The sequence below is a fragment of the Kitasatospora sp. NPDC048407 genome (assembly GCF_043200475.1).
GTDB lineage: Bacteria > Actinomycetota > Actinomycetes > Streptomycetales > Streptomycetaceae > Kitasatospora.
This window is the reverse complement of the sequence record NZ_JBICXW010000028.1, coordinates 46860-63701: the sequence shown is the minus strand read 5'-3', so window position 1 is coordinate 63701 and position 16842 is coordinate 46860. Positions and strand designations below refer to the sequence as shown.

General features: G+C 69.3%; 13 protein-coding genes and 1 pseudogene. 5 read left to right on the top strand and 9 right to left on the bottom strand.

All coding sequences use genetic code 11. From position 1 onward, the window contains the following. Nucleotides 1-128 precede the first annotated feature (128 nt). Together ACGFWJ_RS32725 and ACGFWJ_RS32720 are read right to left on the bottom strand one after the other, a co-directional pair. The gene (locus ACGFWJ_RS32725; protein ID WP_392955913.1) at nucleotides 129-1748 is read right to left on the bottom strand and encodes an ATP-binding protein; all 1620 of its coding nucleotides are present in this window, start codon (nucleotides 1746-1748) and stop codon (nucleotides 129-131) included. A gap of 14 nt (nucleotides 1749-1762) precedes the next feature. Continuing rightward, nucleotides 1763-2896 (bottom strand): hypothetical protein, encoded by a 1134-nt coding sequence (locus ACGFWJ_RS32720; RefSeq protein WP_392955911.1) that lies wholly within the window; start codon nucleotides 2894-2896, stop codon nucleotides 1763-1765. Between the two features lie 442 nt (nucleotides 2897-3338). On the opposite strand from ACGFWJ_RS32720, the pseudogene ACGFWJ_RS32715 reads away from it, so the two are divergent. Then, nucleotides 3339-3470: pseudogene (locus tag ACGFWJ_RS32715) on the top strand (family 1 glycosylhydrolase); the annotation flags it as partial. Nucleotides 3471-3509: 39 nt separating this feature from the next. On the opposite strand, the gene ACGFWJ_RS32710 reads toward ACGFWJ_RS32715, so the two are convergent. Next, a complete protein-coding gene (locus tag ACGFWJ_RS32710; RefSeq protein ID WP_392955909.1) occupies nucleotides 3510-4613 on the bottom strand; it encodes a cytochrome P450 in 1104 nt (367 codons plus the stop codon). 340 nt (nucleotides 4614-4953) lie between these two features. Here ACGFWJ_RS32710 and ACGFWJ_RS32705 point away from each other — a divergent pair, with 340 nt between their 5' ends. Then, nucleotides 4954-5706 carry a glycosyltransferase family 2 protein gene (locus ACGFWJ_RS32705; RefSeq protein WP_392955907.1) on the top strand — a complete coding sequence of 251 codons (753 nt, stop codon included), beginning with the start codon at nucleotides 4954-4956 and terminating at the stop codon, nucleotides 5704-5706. Nucleotides 5707-5868: 162 nt separating this feature from the next. Here ACGFWJ_RS32705 and ACGFWJ_RS32700 read toward each other — a convergent pair whose 3' ends face one another. From ACGFWJ_RS32700 to ACGFWJ_RS32690, 3 genes are all read right to left on the bottom strand, one after another. Next, complete coding sequence (locus ACGFWJ_RS32700; protein ID WP_392955905.1) at nucleotides 5869-6645, bottom strand: alpha-ketoglutarate-dependent dioxygenase AlkB; 777 nt, start codon at nucleotides 6643-6645, stop codon at nucleotides 5869-5871. Next, nucleotides 6629-7858, bottom strand: coding sequence for a hypothetical protein (locus ACGFWJ_RS32695; protein WP_392955903.1), 1230 nt, complete (start codon nucleotides 7856-7858; stop codon nucleotides 6629-6631). Before ACGFWJ_RS32695 ends, ACGFWJ_RS32700 begins: the two co-directional genes overlap by 17 nt. 225 nt (nucleotides 7859-8083) lie before the next feature. Further along, nucleotides 8084-9025 carry a LysR family transcriptional regulator gene (locus tag ACGFWJ_RS32690; protein ID WP_392955901.1) on the bottom strand — a complete coding sequence of 314 codons (942 nt, stop codon included), beginning with the start codon at nucleotides 9023-9025 and terminating at the stop codon, nucleotides 8084-8086. An 82-nt stretch (nucleotides 9026-9107) separates the two neighbouring features. Here ACGFWJ_RS32690 and ACGFWJ_RS32685 point away from each other — a divergent pair, with 82 nt between their 5' ends. Beyond that, complete coding sequence (locus ACGFWJ_RS32685; RefSeq protein WP_392955946.1) at nucleotides 9108-10046, top strand: DMT family transporter; 939 nt, start codon at nucleotides 9108-9110, stop codon at nucleotides 10044-10046. Between the two features lies 1 nt (nucleotide 10047). On the opposite strand, the gene ACGFWJ_RS32680 is transcribed toward ACGFWJ_RS32685, so the two are convergent. After that, the gene (locus tag ACGFWJ_RS32680; protein ID WP_392955899.1) at nucleotides 10048-10551 is read right to left on the bottom strand and encodes a hypothetical protein; all 504 of its coding nucleotides are present in this window, start codon (nucleotides 10549-10551) and stop codon (nucleotides 10048-10050) included. A gap of 107 nt (nucleotides 10552-10658) precedes the next feature. Here ACGFWJ_RS32680 and ACGFWJ_RS32675 point away from each other — a divergent pair, with 107 nt between their 5' ends. Together ACGFWJ_RS32675 and ACGFWJ_RS32670 are read left to right on the top strand one after the other, a co-directional pair. Next, nucleotides 10659-11204 carry a winged helix-turn-helix transcriptional regulator gene (locus ACGFWJ_RS32675; protein WP_392955897.1) on the top strand — a complete coding sequence of 182 codons (546 nt, stop codon included), beginning with the start codon at nucleotides 10659-10661 and terminating at the stop codon, nucleotides 11202-11204. Nucleotides 11205-11409: 205 nt separating this feature from the next. Further along, nucleotides 11410-13887 (top strand): excinuclease ABC subunit UvrA, encoded by a 2478-nt coding sequence (locus ACGFWJ_RS32670; RefSeq protein ID WP_392955895.1) that lies wholly within the window; start codon nucleotides 11410-11412, stop codon nucleotides 13885-13887. A 47-nt stretch (nucleotides 13888-13934) separates the two neighbouring features. Here the strand turns inward: ACGFWJ_RS32670 and ACGFWJ_RS32665 are convergent, their stop codons facing one another. Next, nucleotides 13935-15089, bottom strand: a complete 1155-nt coding sequence (locus tag ACGFWJ_RS32665) for a metallophosphoesterase (protein ID WP_392955893.1) — start codon at nucleotides 15087-15089, stop codon at nucleotides 13935-13937. A gap of 19 nt (nucleotides 15090-15108) precedes the next feature. Then, the gene (locus ACGFWJ_RS32660) at nucleotides 15109-16578 is read right to left on the bottom strand and encodes an FAD-dependent monooxygenase (protein WP_392955891.1); all 1470 of its coding nucleotides are present in this window, start codon (nucleotides 16576-16578) and stop codon (nucleotides 15109-15111) included. Between the last annotated feature and the right edge of the window lie 264 nt (nucleotides 16579-16842).

Below are 16842 nucleotides of genomic sequence, written 5' to 3'. Positions count from 1 at the left end.
CACGCCGGTGCGGGGCCTGCGTATGCCCCGCCCGTGACGAGGAATCGTCCCAGGTAGTGCTGGCGCACCGGACTGCGGTTCTTGGAATCTGGTGGTCGAGCGGGGCTGGCAGGATGGACGTGCTGCGTCTACCGCTCCCAGTCTCTGACAATCAGGTTGAATGCGACGTCATGCCAGGGTCGGACCCATTCCTTGAGATAGCGCACATCGCTCGACGACGGAACGGGGTCGGCCTCCACCAGACGAACCAGGGAGGGCATCACGACCGCGTCGCCAAGCAGCAGTGCTTCCCCCGACGACAGCATCGGCAGTGATTCGGTCAGCGGACCGAGCGAGTCGGGGATCAGCCGCTTGACATAGTTCTGGTCCTCGGGGTTGGTAAGCCGCATCGCCAGGAAGTTGCTGCATTGCGAGAAGATCGTCTCGGAGATCTCCGACGGCCGCTGACTGACGATCGCTGCGGTGATGCCGTACTTTCGCCCTTCCTTGGCGATGCGCTCGATGGCCGCGCGTGAAGCGTTGTATTTGGCGGACCCGTTCTTCGGCACGTACTTGTGTGCCTCCTCGTACACCAGAAGGAGTGGGGTCTCCACCTTCATCTCGGGATGCGCGTTCTTGTAGTAGTACGCATAGTCGAAGAGCAGTCGCGAGATAAATGAGACCGTGATGCTTAGTACCTCGAAGGGGACACCACTCAGATCGACGACGGTGACGTTGGCCTTGGAATCGGTGTATCCGGTGAATTGGCGCAAGGTTTCTTCCAGGGTGACGGCTTTTGTCCGTTCGCCTAGAAGGAAGTCGAGACGGCGGTCATGGCGGCGTCCCTCGAGGCGGGTCAGAAAGTTGTCCAGCTTTCCGAATAGTGGCCCCTGCTTCTGACCGCGGGTTCCGTCGACCATCTCCTCATTCTTGAGTCGAATTTCCTCCAAAACGCTATCGATGTCGAAGAAGACCGGCGAGTCGTAGTGGATGAGGTCCCGGCGGGCCGCATCACTGAAGTTCTTCTGCCGGCCCTCGGTGACGGCTTTCTTAAGTACCGCGACCTGATTGTGAGACTGCTCCTCGTGGCTTTCGATCAGCAGGTCTTGGAGCTCCTCCGAGCTGAGCAGCCAATACGGTAGAGTCAATGTTTCGACATTCAAGTGGTTGGCATTTGGAAACGCCGTCCGGTACTCCCCATGGATATCGAAGATGATAACGTGAGCGTTGTTGAGCTTGTATGCTTCTCGCTCGAGATCACGCATCTCGGTGGCCTGCTGAATGATCTTGGAGACGGCGTGGGACTTGCCCGAGCCAGTCGACCCGACGATTGCTAGATGGCGGTTGAAGAATTTGTCGCCATCGACCGGTACGTCCACGTGTCGCTCGCGAGCGAGGTGAGCGAACAGAAAGCGCTTCTCCTGCGGGACTGTGTCATACACGCGTTGCACATCGTCGTGGCCCGCCACTGCGACTGACTTTGGTGGAATGGCAATGCTCCCGCCGCCGCGTTCGAAGGCGCCGTCGGCATCGAGGAAGCCCAGCGGGACGGCTTCCAGTACATAGACTCGCCGCAGTTCGGCCCCGGGGATCGACTTCAGCTCGATGGAGAAGTTCTCGACAATCGCGATAATCGAACACTGCTCGCTGTCGTACACCCGTAGGTATGATCCGACCTTGAGTGGTTCCCCCTCGGCGAGCTCGGAGATGTTACTCACCTCGATCTTGATGCGATCGGGATACACCCCTACAACCTCGGCGCCGGACACCTAAACCCCCTCAATCAAGCAATGATCTTCTGGATATCGAGAGCACGCTCGATCGAGACGTGCCAGGATCTTCCTTTGGTATTTGGAGATGGAGCAGGATTCGAAAGATAGAAGTCGTGGACCTCGTGAAATGCCGCTGTATCGATCACGGATTCGATCTCAAGGAAGTCGACCAACTTGAGCCCGTGCCCTCCTCCCGGGGTATCCACAATATGATCAGGGTCGAACTCGGATCCACGGAACGGATAACCATCATCAAACCACAGGCCGGCCCGCCACATCGCTGTCTTCAGATCGACAAGGTCGTCAACGCCTCGGAAGCTCACAAATGGCGCTGGCGACTCTCCGATGTAGTACCGCTGTCGCAGGGTGCTCGCGATATCGACCAGATCGTCGACATGGGTGCCTGGGCCGACCTCGACGATGAAGAGCCGCCGCCGGTTGGGAACGTTGACCGACGAGCTCTTGTACTGGTCGCGCAGCAGCTTCAGGTAGTCATCGTATCCGCGGAACTCTGCGTAGCCTGCTTCGAAAATCGCCGACCTAGCGGTGCTGACTAGCTGCCTCAAGTCTCGAAAGGATACCCGCCGCTCACCCTGTGTGTGGGTCAGAACCACGTTGCGCAAGTGGGCGTGGATGAGTGCGTGGTAGTAGAGCGCCTCTGAATCGCTGCTCGCCCGAAGTGCGGTCCTCAGTAGTCGAAGCACGTCGCTGAACTGCCGTTCGTAGTCCGGGGCGAAGAGGATCTCGAACGCTTTGGTGAACGATTCCTTAGTGCTGTCGTCATAGGTGGCCGAGCTGGTTCCCAACACCTGGTCGAGCTCGGCGGGAGTCAACACCAGGGAAGCACCCGGAGCGCGGTCAGCGAAATGGCAGTACAGGGCGAACTTTGCCGTGCGGTCCGCCGCATACTGGGCCATCATCTGTTGGACGGCCTTGCTGATCTTCGACAGTGAGTACCGCTCGTTCCGATTCTTCACCTGAATGTGGAAGTTTTGGACCCCGATGTCCTGTGTCCCCTCGACCTCCACCTCGGCGGCCTGGTTCTCGAGTAGCCGAAGCAGCGAAGCATCGAACTGGAAGGCGAAGCCCTTGATGGCGTGATAGCCGCCGTCGCGTTCGTACTGGGGGACACCGCGACGCGTCATAGAAACTGACTCTCTCTCGGTCGGCCGATGACTCGGGGGACAGGCCTCGCAGCCAATGCCACTGCGACTCTTGTGGCGAACGGGGTAACCATCGTACGGCCTGTCCACCGACCATCGCCCAGGGTTCAGATGTGACCGACACTGGCGGACTGCGGAGCCCGAGGGAGCGGCGAGGATGGCCCCATGAGTGCGGCGCACCGACAGGGTGTTCGACTGCCCGGCGGTTCGGTCCGCACTTGGGCCTCATGTCTCTCGTCCTCGAAACACGGCGGCGCGACCCCACCGTGTCGTGGATACGGTGCCGCGATCTGATGGCGGTGTACCGAGGGCGGATTCGTGGACGGGGATCGCGGCTGTGACAGGAGCTTGCCTGCCAGCTACGCGACTTGGGGGCCGTCCCGGTTTGAGCTGAGGACGCTGGCTACGGTGACACCCCGTTCGATGGGCCGAAGGATTCGGCGAGCGCTTCGGCCTGGTCCACGTCGCCTTCGCGACCCAGAAGCGCACGCCGAAGGCGTCGTACGGGTGGTACCGGGACCTGATCGCTCATCATCGAGGTGCGAATTCCCGGTAGTCGGTCAGTCGGGGCGGTGGCGGGTCGGATGACGTCCCGTCATTCGAGCTCGACGACGAGTGAGGCGTAGGACGGGATCATCACCTTCCGGGCGTAGCTGCGCGAGACGATCCGGTACGGGCGCCCCGCCGTGCAGACCGCCTCGACCATCCGGGCGATCTCGGCCCGTGCGACGGGTGCGCCCAGGCACAGGTGTCGGCCGGCACCGAACCAGAGCTGGCGCGAGCGCGGGTCGTACGGGCGGGCCAGGTCGAAACCGCCGGCCAGGTTGTCGGCTGCGTAGGTGACGAGGAGTATCCGCGCGTCCTTGCGCAGTCGGCGGCCGGCGATGGTGACGTCCGCGCTGACGTGCCGTCCGATCACCGGCGCGGGTGTGGTCACGCGCAGTCCCTCGCGGACCGCGTCGGGGATCAGCCCGGGGTCGGTCAGGAGCGGTTCCTGCTGCTCGGTGTCGTAGATCAGTGCGACCGTGCGGGCCATTGCGCTCGCGGCGGTCTCGGTGCCCGCGACGAGCAGCAGCGAGGCGAGGCCGCCGGCCTCCTCCAGCGTGATCCCGGCTTCGCGGCAGCGGCCGAGCAGGGTGTCGGGTTCGGCACCGGCATAGGCCGCCGGGACGCCGCTGGTCAGCGACTTGACGATTTCCTTGGCCGCTTCGATCCGCTCGGGCGGCAGCTCGGTCGAGGCGGCTGTGTCGAGCGCGAGCGCCGCCAGCCGCTCGCCGGCGGCGAAGGTCTCGAGGTATGCGGAATCCGGGCTGTCCGAAGGGAGTTGAAGGCCCAGCAGGTCGGTCATCAGGCGGCCGACGACGAGCCGGGCCGCCTTGGCCACGTCGACCTGCCCCCCGGCGGCAAGGCGCGCCGTGACATCGGTGTAGACCGGTCCGGCGGCCCGCTCGACCAGGGCTGCGGAGTTCTTTTCGGTGAACAGGTCCCGGGCACGTCTGCGCAGGTCCGCGTGCCCGGGGCCGTCGAAGAGCCGGGTGACGTACGGCCCGAGGATCTGTTCCCACAGGTGGCCCACGCCGCCCTCGCCGAGCAGGGTGAAGTGTTCGTGGTCGTTGAGGACGGCCCGGATCAGGGTGGGTTCGCTCGCGACCCAGCCGAGTCGGGGCACCCGTCGGATCGCTCCGAAGGGCGGTGCCATGGCGATCCTGGTCAGTGCCCACAGGGCGGGCCGGCTGGCCCACAGCAGTCTGCTCTCGTGTTGTGCCGCCGTTGTCGCGCGCATCGCCGCCCCCGCTGCCGCCCCGGTTGTCCGTTCGGGGAACCGTACCGTGGCCGGTCCCTGAAATCCCCTATGATTCAAGCGACTTGGGGGATCCAAGGGTGCGGTGTCGAGGGAACTGGCAGCTGGTCGGGCAAGGCGGCGGGACACGGGCGGCGATGGCCGCAGAGGCGACCGGTGGCGCTGATCGGACCGGCCGGCGGAGTCTCGTTCGGCGTCCTCCTCGCGCAGTGGTGAACGTGGTCGAGAGGGAGTATCGGTGACCGACCTGTGGGTGGTCGTGCCGGCCTACAACGAGGAGGCCTCGCTGCCTGCCACTTTGCGCGCGCTGGCGGAGCAGTGCGACGCGGACTTCGAGTGCGTGGTCGTGGACAACGCCTCGACCGACCGGACCGCCGAGGTGGTCCGGGAGTTCGCCGTCACCGCCGGCTTCCCGCTGCACCTGATCACCGAGGCGCGCAAGGGCACCGGCGCGGCGGCGGACACCGGGATGCGGTTCGCGATCGAGGCCGGTGCCCGGTACCTGGCCCGCACCGACGCCGACTGCCTCCCGGTACCCGGCTGGACGGCGGCCGTGCGCCGCGGACTGGCCGGTGGGCTGGAACTGGTCACCGGCCAACTGAGGCCGCGCACCGACGAGTTCCGGCTCAAACTGTGGGAGCGGCGGCTGCTGCCGGCGGTGGTCGCGGTAGCGGCGTGGTTCGGCAGGTTCCGGCCCGGCAACCAGGACCCGCAGTACCTCGGCCGGTACTTGATGTGCCCCGGCTGCAACCTGGCCATCACCGCCGACCTCTACCAGCGCTGCGGCGGCTTCCCGCGCACCGCGATCGAGGAGACGCACGAGGACCGTGCCCTGGTGAACCGGGTGCGCAGGCTCACCGGGGCCTACGGGCAGGTCCCGGGGATGACGGTCTACGGTTCGGTGCGGCGGCTGCGCGCGTTCGGGCTGCGCAACACGCTGGCCTGGTACGCGGACCACCGGTACCGGCCGGACGTGGTCGACGTCCGATGAAGCGTCAGGAACACGCCCGGGAGCGACGGGTACGGCCGGCCGCGCACCCATTACGGCCGGCCGCGCACCCATCGGCACGGGTGCCGGGGGCCGGGATGCGCACGGACCACCCACGGCTGGAGACCGGGCTCTGCGGGCTCTCCGCCCGCCGGGTGAAGGCCCTCAAGGCCGGACGGGCGGCATCAGATCGCTCTCGCTGATGGTGTACCTCAGTACGGGGTAGGTGAAATCCGTTTCGTGGTTCTCACGCCGTCGCAGTTGGAAGAATTCGCGTTCCTGCTCATCGTCGGCCGGCACGAGCCGCGTACCCTGCGCGAGGTATGGGTGTCCGTCGTGGAACCGCACAAAGGTCTTTGACGTTCGAAATGTCACCCCCAGCCATTGGTTGTCCGCCGCCGGGACGGGTTTGTCCAGTACGATCTTGTGCCTGAGCCGCCGATTCGATTCGACGGAGAATACGACGACGCTGTTGTGGGTGAGCGGGATCTCGACCTTCTCGCCACTGGAGCCCTTCGATTCAAAGATCAGCTTTCTCGGCGGGCTCACTTCGGGGTGCTGATAACAGGAGAAGACGGCGATGAACGAATCGTCGGCCAGATCGAGGGCTTGGTCGGAGTGGCTTCCCATCGTTGTACAGGAGTTCGTGTAGATCTCCATGAGAGCGTTGTTGAATCCGACCGAAAGCGCCGCGGCTTCCTGAATCTGCTGTGCCAGGCGTTCGTGCACGTCGCCGAAGTGCTGCGCCGGGCTGCCGTACCGAGTGGTGGTCCGTACGAGAGGCACGCCGCGCGCCTCATGGACCTTCGTGACCACGGCACCTCGTCGACCCCTTCCCACCTCTTCCAGGCGGGCCGACGCGGAAAGCTCCGTGAAGAGATTCTCCTCAGTACGCAGGGTGCACGAGAGGATCTCGTCCGAGATCCTAGGCTCGAGGGGCAAGGTAGTCTCCCGTGTTCATGCTGAAGAGAAGCTCGTCGCCGTAATCGATGAAGGACGAGGTCCTGTTCTCCTCGGCGTACAGCCTTCGCAGTTCTTCCATGCCTGCCGGCGTGGGCGGCTCCATTTCCACCAGATCTCCGGCCGCTTTGAGGAACGTGCGGCCGTTCTTGTGAACGGCTTCGGAGTTCGAACAGCGCACCACGTATCCCAGGCGGGTCGGCAGCAACTCGGCGTCCAGTGGCGGAGGCTGGATTTCATGGGTGTACAGGCGATTGGTGGACAGCGGCATGAAGAACACGGAGCCGGGGTAGAGGGTCAGGCTGAATTGCAGGGGGAGTGCGACTTCGTTGCGCTTCTCGGCCGATTCCTTGAGTCGAAAGCGGAGTCTGGTCAGCCCGCTGGTGCCCCCCACGCCGTGGTCGAATTCGTTCTCGGTCAGGGGGTGCAGCTTGTCGAGCCGGTCGTAGAAGGTGCAGAAGGCCATGATGCCATTGACGGGCATGTCCTTGGTCTTGTCGGCATGAGCCGAGATCCTGGCCTTTGACTGCTTGCGCTCGGCCGTGGCGCCGGCGTTGTGGTAGATCTGAGCGAGGACGTGATTCAGCGCTGCCTGGTTCCGGAAGACGGCGGCGGCCTCGCGGTTCAGAGCCTCGACGATGCGCGTGTCGGTCGGGCGAAAGTTCTCGGTCGGCCCCGAGAGGTTCGTGGAGCACCGGAGCAGACGGAAATGCAGTTCCTCACCGTCTCGTGTGACGGGCGTCAGATAGATTCCGCTGCGATGGGCCGTTCCGGGTTTGGTGGACTCCGTCAGGGACTGGAAATCGTGCTCTGCGCGGATTCGTCCGAAGTGACCGGTGTCGAGGTCGAAGAAGCGGCGGTAGTACACGCCGGTGCCGTGTACGCGGATGGGAACCCGGCCGAGGTCGACGAGGGGCCAGGGCCCGTCGGCGTCCTCCTGGTAACCGTGTGACAGCTCCCGGACGACGAACACCCGGGCCGCCGCCCGCAGTCGGCGGGCGCTGATCCCGGATACATCGCCGCACAGGTAGACGGTCTTCCGGGCGAGGTCGGGTGAACCGGAAGCGAGCTCCTCCGGCGTGATCGTGGACCCGAAGAAGTCCCGGACCAATTCATGATCCTGCAAGGTCGACGGCGCAACCAAGGCGTTGCCCGAATCGTCGATGCAGGCTTCTTCCGGCCCTGTCGCGTCCATCAAGCCGTACCTGCCATTTCTCACCCCGAGGCACGAACCGGCAGGGCCGACCGGATGGCCTGCCCACCTGTCCGGCCCATTCCATGAACTTCCGAACGGTCTTTTCGTTCGCGGCCTCCACGCGTTTTGGTGGATTGCGTGAAGTCGTTTACGCGGTTGGATCTTGATGCTCTCACGGGGGCCGGACCGTGGGCAACGGGTTCTGCCGCACCGGCGGCGCACGAGTCAGCCGGAGGGCGGTCCGGTGCCGGGCCGCGGTGGCTGGGCGTCGTGGGTGCGGATTTCCGCGGCGGCGCGGTGGAGTTCGGCGAGGACGGTGCGGACGGCCCGGCGTGCGGTGCGTTCCGGGCGGTGGAGGACGTCGATGCGGCGGCGGGCGTGCACTGCGGTGAGTGGTCGCAGGGCGACGCCGGGGTGTTTGCGGGTGGTCCAGCGTGGCAGCAGGGCCAGGCCGCCGCCGGCGGCGACGAGTTCGGCGACCACGGTGAATTCGTTGACGCGGTGGACGATGTCGAGGCGGCGGTTGGCGACGGCGGCGATGGCTTCGACGGTGGACATGAGCGGGAAGCCGTCGTGGACGGTGATCCAGGGCTGGTCGGCGACGTCCTGCGGGGTGAGGACGGTCTTTGTGGCGAGCGGGTGGCCGGTCGGCAGGGCGACGTCGAGTGGTTCCTGGAGCAGGGTGCTCGCGGTGACGGTGCGGGGCCAGGGCGGGCCGTGGTCGAGGCGGTGGGCGAGGACGAGGTCGTAGTCGCGGGTGAGGACGGGGAAGCGTTCCTGGGCGACGTCCTCGTCGGCGAGGCGGAGCCGCGGCCGGCCCGGCCCGGCGAAGCTGCGCAGCAGCAGGGGGAAGAAGGTGGTGGCCGCGCTGTGGAACGCCGCCAGCGAGACGTTGCCGTCGGGCTGGTCGGCGAACTCGTCGACGCTGTGCCGGGCCCGGGCCAGGGCCGTCTCCACCTCGATGGCCGCGCGGGCCAGGGCCTGGCCGGCTTCGGTCAGCACCACCCGGCGTCCGGCGCGTTCGGTGAGCGGGACGGGCAACGAGCGTTGCAGCAGGCGCAGTTGCTGGGAGATCGCGGAAGGCGTCACGTGCAGGGCCGCGGCGACCGCACTGACGCTGCCGAGTTCTCCCAGTTCCCGCAGGATCCGGAGTTGCCGCTCGTCCATGGACGGACAGTGTAGGGCTGCTACAGCTTCGTTTGAGGAGCTCGTGATGGTCTTCAACGTCCTGGTGGTGCAGCGTGAGGGCATGCCTTCTGCACGCCGTGTCGATGTGGTGCTGTTCCTGATCGCGCTGGTCTGGGGTTCCAGCTACCTGGTGGCCAAGACGACCACCGGTGCGCTCCCCGTCACCGGCGTGCTGTTCGCGCGGTACGCGATCTCGGCACTCGCCTGTGGAGCTCTGCTGCTCACCGCCCGTCGCGGGGCGCGCCGTTGGACCCGCGCGGAGGTCCGTGCCGGGGTGCTGCTGGGAGTCACGCAGGCGGCGGTCCTGGTGTTGGAGACCTACGGCGTCGCGTACACCAGCGCCGCGAACGCCGGACTGATCATCAGTCTGACCATCGTGCTGACACCGCTGCTGGACCGGACGGCGGGCAGCCGCGGGCTGCCCTGGACGTTCTTCGTCGCCGCCGGCCTGTGCGTGCTTGCCGTCGGGCTGCTCACCGCCGGCACCGGGCTGCACGCCCTGCGCTCCGGTGACGCCCTGGTGCTCGCCGCCGCTGTGGTGCGGGCCGGGCACGTGGTGCTCGTCGGGCGGCTGACCGCCCGGAGCCCGATGGACCCGCTCCGCCTGACGACCGTTCAGACCGTCGTCGGCTCGGCGTTGTTCCTGGTGCCCGCCGCCACCCGGCTGCCCGAACTGGCCGGCGGCAGCGCGAGCACCTGGTCGCAGCTGGTCTATCTCGCCCTGTTCTGCAGCGTGTTCGCCTTCCTCGCCCAGACCTGGGCGGTGCAGCGCACCTCCCCCGGTCGGGCCAGCCTCCTGCTGGGCACCGAACCGGTCTGGGCCGTCGTGATCGGGATCGGTCTCGGCGGCGAACGGCTCACCGTGTGGGCCGCCCTCGGCGCCGTGCTCATGATCGCCGGAACGTACTGGGGCCAGGCCGTCGAACGCTCCCACCGCACCGGCATCGCGCGCGAGCGGCGGCGAGTCGGGACGGCCGGGGCCGGGACGGCCCACGGGTGACCTACGGCGCGGGCGTTGAGGACCGCTCGGTGCGGCTGGCCGTGATGCGTTCGGCGGCCAGGGCGCGGGCCCGGGCGGGGTCGTTGCCGGTGAGGCGGGCGAGGATGGTGGCGAGGGGCCTGATCCGGCCGAAGCCGCCCCAGTGGCCTTCGGGGATTTCGGTGGGGAAGACCCAGATCCGGGCGGGGTCGCGGGGCCAGGCGCCGTCCTCGGCGTCGAGGATGGCCTCGGTGACGTCGGCGACGACGCCCGCGCGCTTGGCGGCGTCGAGTTGTCCCTCGGGGACGGACGGGACGACCTTGTAGTGCGGGGCGTCCGCGGGCCGGCCGCCGATGTAGACGGCGGCGGGGCGGTGCAGGAAGAGCCAGGACGCGGAGCGGGTGACCGGGTCGGCGGGGTCGAAGCCCTCGTGGCGGATCAGGATTTCGGTGATCCGGTCGAGCAGCGCCGCCTCGGCCTCCGGGCGCAGCGCGCCCTGCGGGATGTGGACATCGAGCATCGGCATGGCCATGGCCTCCTGGATTTATTTTCTCAACTCAGGTGGCTCGGAGCCTAGTCGGAGCTGGCTGGAGATTGTCAACCCAGGTGGGCGCGGAGGGCTAGGATCGAGGGATGACGGAGCACCAGGAGCAGCGGGAGCAGCGGGAGCAGCGGGAGCAGCGGGAGCAGCGGGAACAGCGGCGGATCGACCCGGCGAACTGCTCGATGGGGCGCGCCCTGGCGGTGGTCGGCGAGCGCTGGTCGCTGCTCATCGTGCGCGAGGCCCTCGACGGGGCGAGTCGGTTCGGGGACTTCCGGGCCCGGCTCGGCATCGCCAGCAACCTGCTCTCCACCCGGCTCGAGGGCCTGGTCGAGGCGGGCGTGCTGGAGCGCGTGCCGTACCGGGAGCCCGGTGACCGGCAGCGGTTCGAGTACCGGCTCACCGCGAAGGGGGCGGACCTGCGGCCCACCGTGATCGCCCTGCTGGAGTGGGGGGACAAGTACCTCGCCGACGAGCAGGGGCCGTCGGTCGTCGTCCGGCACCGCGGCGCCGAGGGGGGCGGGTGCGGCGAGCCGGTCACCCTCGTTCTGGCCTGCGCCGCCGGCCACACCCGGCTGCCGCCCGGCGAGGTCCAGCGCTCTCCCGGCCCGGGTGCCCGCTTCCTGCCCACTGGCTGACGTGACGTCAGTGACGGTGTGGATCAAGGCAGTTGGCCCGCAAGGGAGGTGGCGGGGCTTTGCCAAGTCTTGGGTAGAGTGAGTGCCTTGACCGGTAGGCGCCCTTCGGCGCGCCCGGGGCGTTCGGGGCGAGCATCCCCGGGATTTCCGATTGCGGTGACTTCGCCACACGGAAAAGTCACCGCTGCGAGATGAGGCAGCAACGATGACTGGATCCGCACGGCAGAACGACACCATCGACGTGGTGGGCGCGCGTACCAACAACCTCCGCGATGTCACGGTGAGAATCCCCAAGGGGCAGGTGGTCGCCTTCACGGGCGTGAGCGGCAGCGGGAAGACCTCGCTGGCGATCGACACCATCCACAGCGAGGCGCAACTGCGCTACCTGGAGGGTCTTTCGCCGTTCGTGCGGCAGTACATCACGCAGCGGAACCGGCCGAAGGTGGACCGGATCCTGGGGCTCGGCGCGACCCTGGCGGTCGATCAGCGGCGGCTGAACCGCAATCCGCGGTCCACGGTGGCGACGATCACCGGGATCGACGGTCACCTCGGGCTGCTGTACTCGCGGCTGCCGGGGATCGGGCCGGATGCGGAGGGGCTGCCCGAGCACCTGTCGACCGCGCACTTCGACCGTCACTCGCCGGAGGGAAACTGCCCCAACTGCCATGGTGTGGGCGGGCGCTGGCAGGCGCAGGTGGAGCTGGTCATCACCGATCCGGACCGGCCGCTGTTCGACGGGGCGTCGCCCTGGTACGCCAAGTGGCGCTCCGGCGAGCACGCGTTCGTCCCGGCGCTGGCCGAGAAGCGCGGGGTGGACCTCAAGCAGCCGTGGCGGGAGCTGCCGGAGGAGTTCCGGCACTGCGTGCTGTACGGCACGGGTGACGAGGTGATCGAGGCGACCGTCGACATGCCGAACAAGAACGAGTCGGCGTCGTGGACGTACACCTCCACCCAGCCGCTGCGCGGCGCCCTCGCGGAGGTGGAGCGGGTCTTCGCGAACGCCAGTACGCCGAGCGCCAAGCAGCGGTATCTGCCGTACATGCGCAAGGTCGCGTGCGAGGCCTGCGGCGGCACCGGGTACGGCGACGCGGCGCGGACGATCCGGCTGGGTGGGCTCACCTACCCCGAGCTGCTGGAGGTGGACGTGCGGGCGGTCCGCCAGTGGGCCGGTGACGTGGTGGCCCAACTGGGCGCGGCGCAGCGGGAGGTGGGCGAGCCGCTGCTGCTGGACCTGGTCCGCCGGCTGGGCGTGCTGGACCGCCTCGGCCTCTCGCACCTCCAGCTGACCCGGAGCGCGGCCACGCTGTCCGGCGGCGAACTCCAGCGGACGCGGCTGGCCGCGCAGTTGAGCACCGAGCTGAGCGGGATCATCTTCGTCCTGGACGAGCCGGGCACCGGCCTGCACCCGGCCGACAAGGCGCATCTGCTGGACATCGCACTGGAGTTGCGCGAGGCCGGGAACACCGTGCTGCTGGTCGAGCACGATCCGGAGCTGATCGCCCGGGCCGACTGGGTGGTGGACATGGGGCCGGGCGCGGGCCGGCTCGGCGGCGAGGTGATCGTGTCGGGCAAGCCCGCCGAGGCCGCCGCGCACCCGTTGTCGCTGACCGGCCGCTACCTGGCCGGGGACGGTCCTCGGCTGCGGCGCGAGCGCCGTCCGGTCGGCGAACGGTCGGGCTGGGTCGAGCTGCACGGGCTGCGCGCGCACAACGTGACGGCGGAGCGGGTCCGCTTCCCGGTCGGGCGGCTCACCTGCCTGACCGGCGTCAGCGGCAGCGGAAAGAGCAGCCTGCTCGGCGCGCTCGGCGCGGGCGTCGAGGCGGCGCTGAGCGGCGAGGCGGCCGAGACCGTGCGCACGGTGAGTGGCACCGACGCGTTCAGCTGGGTCGCCGTGGTCGACCAGGAGCCGATCGGCCGCACCCCGCGCTCCAACCCGGCCACCTACAGCAAGGCCTTCGACCTGGTGCGCAAGCTGTTCGCGGAGACCGAGGAGGCCCGCCGGCGCGGGGTCAACGCCTCCTGGTTCTCGTTCAACACCGCGAACGGCGGCCGCTGCGAGGTGTGCACGGGGTACGGGCGCAAGCTCGTCGACATGCACTTCCTGCCGGACGTGTGGGTGGTGTGCGACGAGTGCGACGGCCGTCGGTACAAGCCGGAGGCGCTGGAGATCACCTACCAGGGCCTGACCATCGACGGCGTGCTGGAGCTGACCATCGCCGAGGCGGTCAAGCGGCTGACCGGCCCCAGGCAGCTCGCCGAGACGCTGGAGGCCCTGGAGCGGGTCGGCCTCGGCTACCTGCAACTCGGCCAGAGCGCGACCGAGTTGTCGGGCGGTGAGGCGCAGCGGCTGAAGCTGGCGTCCGCGATCCAGCGCGGCTCGGCGAAGGGCAAGGCCGGTCTGGTGGTGCTCGACGAGCCGGTCTCGGGCCTGCACCCGTCCGACATCCAGCGGATGGTGGACGCGTTCGACGTCCTGCTGGACTCCGGCAACACCGTGGTCGTCGCCGAGCACGACATCCCGGTGGCCGCGTCGGCGGACTGGGTGATCGACCTCGGGCCGGGCGCGGGCCCGGCCGGCGGGGCCGTGGTGGCGGAGGGCACGCCGGAGGACGTCGCGCGGGCCGACACGCCGACGGCGGGCTTCTTCCGCCGGTACATGGCCGGTGAGCCGCTGCTGGGCTGAGCGGAGCGGGCGGGCTCGGCGGCTCCGGCGCCGCCGGGCCCGGCCGGTCAGGGGCGGGGAACGGTCAGCGTGATGACGGTGATGTCCGGCTCCGCGCCCAGGCGCACCGGCGGGCCCCAGAAGCCGGTGCCGCGGGTGACGTAGAGCAGGGTGTCGCCGAACCGGTGCAGCCCGGCGACGGCCGGATTGGCCAGCCGCGACAGGTGGTTGAACGGCCACAGCTGGCCGCCGTGGGTGTGGCCGGACAGCTGAAGGTCGACGCCGTGCTTCACCGCCTCGTGGACCTGCACCGGCTGATGGGCGAGCAGCACCACGGCCCGGCCCGGGTCGCGGCCGTCGAGCGCGGCCGCGTAGTCGGGGCCGAGTCCCTCGTCGGTGCCGCTGGCGTCGTTCACGCCCGCGAGGTCGAAGCCGGGCAGTGCGACGCGTTCGTTCACCAGCGGGCGCAGCCCGAGGCCGCGGACGAAGTCGATCCACTGCCGGGCGCCCGAGTAGTGCTCGTGGTTGCCGGTGACGAAGTACGCGCCGTACGGCGCGCTGAGCCGGGCGAGCGGCGCCACCTGCGGCCCGAACTCGGCCACGCCGGCGTCCTCGACCAGGTCGCCGACGACGGCGATCAGGTCGGGCCGGGTGCCGTTGACCAGGTCGGCGATCTGCCGGGCGCGGGCGCGGCCGACCAGGCTGTTGAGGTGAATGTCGCTGACGACCGCGATCCGGAAACCGTCGGCCCGCGGGTCTAGCCGGGCCAGCGGAACGGTCAGCCGCTTGACGGTGGGCGGGCCGAGGGCGGTGGCCGCGCCGTAGCCGACGGTCGCGGCCGCGGCGGCGCCGGCGGCCAGCGCGAGCGAGCGGTTGACGAACAGCCGGCGGGACGGGTCCAGGCCGGGGGCGCCGCGGCGGGCGGCGCGCAGCAGCAGCGGGCGGACGGCCTCGGCGACCAGCAGCGCGAAGCCCAGGTACAGGATCCCGGCCATCCACACGAAGCCCGGCCAGCCGACGGCCCGCGCCAGCGGCTTCGGCAGCGCGCCGTCGGCCGGCGGCGCGGCCACCAGCAGCAGGCCGAGCAGCACCAGCAGCGCCGTCCCGGCCCGGCGCGGCCAGCCGCGGGGAGCGGTGGTGTCGCGGACGACGCGCCGCCACACCCAGTAGTGGACGGCGGCGAGGGCGGGGACCACGAGGGCGGTGAAGAGCGCGGAGGACACGGCGGACTCCCGGCCCGGATCAGCGGGCGGCCGGCGCCGGCGTGCCGCACCAGCGGCGCAGCGCCGCGGCCAGCCCGTCGTCCGCCACCGGCCCGGCCCAGGCGACGTAGCCGTCCGGCCGCACCAGGACGTACCGGGGCCACCCGCCGCCGAGCGGTTCGGCGAGCACGCCCGTGCGCAGCCGGTCCGCCCACGGGACGGCGGCCGGCGGGCAGTTGTCGGTGCCGAGCAGGACGAACCCGCCGTCGCGGAACAGCCCGTAGAGGGGGCCCTGCGGCGAGGCGAGCGGCCGGTCCGGGACGCGCCGGCCGGCCCACCGGCCCTGCCCGCCGGACGGGTAGCGCAGGCGCAGGCCCGACAGGTGTTCGACGTTGAGCCGGTGCACCGGGCGGATCCGCATCGACCACATGGCGGCCCGGCGCATCAGGCGGGCCGTCGCGCTGTCCGAGGTCTCGAAGCGGAACGACAGGTCGGTCTTGCGCAGCGTCTCCGCCGCGATCGGGTGCCGCTCCGCCTCGTAACTGTCGATCAGCTCCTCCGGCGCCCACCCGGCGAGGACGGCCCGCAGCTTCCAGCCGAGGTTGAACGCGTCCTGGATGCCGGTCTGCAACCCCTGTCCGCCGGACGGGATGTGGGTGTGCGCCGCGTCCCCCGCGAGCAGCACCCGGCCGACCCGGTAGCGCTTCGCGTGCCGCTGCGAACTGCGGAAACGCGACAGCCACAGCGGGCTGTGCAGGCCGATGTCCGTCCCGAGGACGGCCGCGCAGCTCTCGCTCAGGTCCTCCAGGGTCAGCGGCTCGTCCGCGGGGACGGTGAACTTCTGCCGGTCGAGCACGATCACCCGGTAGGTGCCGTCCTGGAACGGGAACAGCGCGGCCATCCCGCGCCTGGTGATCCGCGCGTACTCGGCCGGGCCCGGCGGGTTCGACAGCCGGGCGTCGCCCATCATCAGCGACTCGTCGTAGTGCCAGCCGTCGTACTCGACGCCGATCACCTGCCGGACGGTGCTGTTGACGCCGTCGCAGCCGACGACGTACCGCGCCCGTTCGACCCGCGGGCCGTGCGGGCCGGTCAGCTCCACCTCGACGCCGGTGTCGTCCTGGCGCAGTCCGGTCAGCTCGGTGCCGGGCAGCAGCACCGCGCCGGCCTTCTCGGCGGCGAGCTGCAGGGCCTCCTCGGTCCGGGTCTGCGGGATGGACAGGCTGAACGGGAAGGTCGTGTCGAGCAGGCCGTAGTCGAGGTGGCCGTCCTCGTTGCCGAGCGGCGGGTGCGGGCACTCCCGGCCCCACTTCAGCACGTCGTCGGCGCGCCCGCGCATGTCCAGCAGCTCCAGCGTGCGCGGCTCGACGGTGCAGGCCCGGGACAGCGGGCTGCGCCCGGCGCGCTTGTCGACGACGTGGCAGGAGATGCCGAAGGCGGCGAGCTCCGCCGCGAGCGCCAGTCCGGTGGGGCCGGCGCCGACGACGAGCACCTGGGGGGAGGGCGGCATCTGCTGACTCCTACGGATCGGCGGGGCGGACCGGAGGCGGCGGCGCGCCGGCAGGTGGGACCGCTGCCGGCGCGCCGCCGCCCGATCAGTTAAGGCGGCCGCTCACGGCGGGCGCAACGGGCTGAGATCGGGGTGAGAGTTGCCGGAGAGCCGGGGTCGGCACGGTGAGAGCGGTTCGTGAACCGGATTGAGAACGGCGGCCGTTAGCGTGGCGGCCGATCAAGTGGTGCGCAGGTGGAGTGCATGTCGTCGAGGCCGTCCGGG